Annotated in this window: 1 protein-coding gene; it reads left to right on the plus strand. The window is 41.1% G+C overall.

Translation table 11 applies throughout. The annotated features are described in order from the left end of the window. The first annotated feature begins 524 nt into the window (after positions 1–524). The gene (locus AN486_RS26400; RefSeq protein ID WP_290603039.1) at positions 525–1,847 is read left to right on the plus strand and encodes a D-alanyl-D-alanine carboxypeptidase; all 1,323 of its coding nucleotides are present in this window, start codon (positions 525–527) and stop codon (positions 1,845–1,847) included. Positions 1,848–2,039 lie beyond the last annotated feature (192 nt).

The raw sequence follows: 2,039 nt of genomic DNA on the forward strand, positions 1-2,039 counted from the left end.
GTATAGAGTCGGGCAATATAAGGGAATTTATTTTTTACTTCTTTGGACACAGTAGGATCAACTGGACGAAAACCGACTTTAGCAAACTCCCCACCCCCTCCAGTATCAAAAGCTTATCCTTTTCTTCCCTCCGCTGCGGGGGGATTGAGGGGGGTGTGATGAGGGGGCTAAGATGTACCTCATAAGAGCGGAAACCGCTGTATCAATACCTTGTCCAAATTGGAAAAAGCCTTGATTTGTAGGTTGGATATCAGCTTAAGGGACTTCCAAGAAATAAATTATCCTGATTAACGAACCACAGAGGCGCAGAGGACACAGAGGAATAAGGGTTTGAGAGATTTTTGCGTTAGGTGGTTGAGTATTTTTTTATTTGGAAGTCCCTAAAAAATATGAAACCCAACAAATGCGCTGGGTTGCACTGTCGCTTAACCCAAACTACAGAAAATAGACAAGGTATTGAATATAGTTTACGCTTACGAAATTAAAGAAAACTCTTACCAATTAACGAATAAAGGAATTTGAATATGCTGGAATTATTAGGATCAGGTTTGTTTTCTATCTGGCTAGAAGTGGCTAAGGCGCAAATTCAACCTTTAGAAGCCTTGAGTGTCTTGGCTTGGCAAGGTAGCTCTAGCTTGATTCTTGTCCCTGATCCAAGTCCAGCAGGCGCTATTACGGTTCACGAATATCTTAATGGGTTAATTACGTCAAAATTAATTGACCAAAATCTCATGTCCTCTCAGGGGATTTGGTTACAGTCGGGACCAATGCTGATGGCTAATCATCAAGGTACTATACCTTTACCCGCTGCTTCTTTAACTAAGGTTGCTACTTCATTGGTGGCTTTGAAAGCTTGGGGACCAGATCACCAATTTGAGACTTTAGTTAGTAGCACTGGACCTTTAGTAAATGGGGTGGTGCAGGGTGATTTAGTGATTACTGGTAGTGGTGATCCTATGTTTGTGGGGGAGGAAGCGATCGCTCTGGGAAATACTCTGAATAAAATAGGTATTAAGCAAGTTAAGGGCAATCTGGTAATTACTGGGGCTTTTGCCATGAATTTCCAACGTCATCCCCTGCTTGCCGGTCAATTACTCAAACAAGCACTAAATCACCAAACTTGGTCGCGTTCTGTGGTTTTCCAATACTCAATTATGCCCAAAGGAACACCTAAACCCCAAGTGATTATTGCTGGTAATATTAAAGTAGACCCTCAACCTAAAGTTGGGCAAACTTTACTGGTACGTCATCTTTCCTTACCTTTGCAAAAAATCATTAAGGAAATGAACGTTTTCAGTAATAACGATATTGCGGAAATGTTAGCCAATTCTGTGGGAGGTGCAGATGTAGTTAGCACCACAGCATCCCAACTGGCTAGATTCCCAAAGTCAGAAATTCTCTTGATTAATGGTTCTGGTTTAGGGAAGGAAAATCGAATTTCTCCCAGGGGGGTTTGTGCTATGTTTATGGCATTACAACGGGAAGCTAGTTTTTATCAGTTAAATTTAGCTGATTTATTTCCTACCTCTGGACTAGATCATAGAGGCACGATCCATTCTCGACATATGCCCAAAGCAACGGTAATGAAAACTGGTACTCTCAATGATGTTAGTGCTTTAGCTGGAGTTGTTCCCACACGCGATCGCGGTTTGGTCTGGTTTACAATCATTAATCGTGGTGGCAATGTATCAGCTTTTCGGGTTCAACAAGATAAACTTCTCCAGACTTTAGAAAAAGAATTAGAAGTATCTACTGACATTCCCGATACTGTCACACCTCGATTAGATAATTCTTTACCAAATCTTGGTGCAGATAATCGCAATAAAGTTTTATACAACCAATCATAGGGGGGAAGGAGTCAGCAGTTCAGGAGTTCAGGAGGTAGGGGCGCAGGGCCTGCGCCCAGTCACGAGTTCAGAAGAATGAAGAATGAAGAATGAAGAATGAAGAATGAAGAATGAAGAATGAAGAATGAAGAATGAAGAATGAAGAATGAAGAATGAAGAATGAAGAATGAAGAATGAAGAATGAAGAATGAA

The organism is Anabaena sp. AL93 (genome assembly GCF_001672085.1).
In the GTDB taxonomy this organism is placed as follows: domain Bacteria; phylum Cyanobacteriota; class Cyanobacteriia; order Cyanobacteriales; family Nostocaceae; genus Dolichospermum; species Dolichospermum heterosporum.

Bases quoted from the DNA above. Each gene is read 5' to 3' on its own strand.
- AN486_RS26400 (WP_290603039.1), top strand. From the start codon at position 525: ATGCTGGAATTATTAGGATCAGGTTTGTTTTCTATCTGGCTAGAAGTG.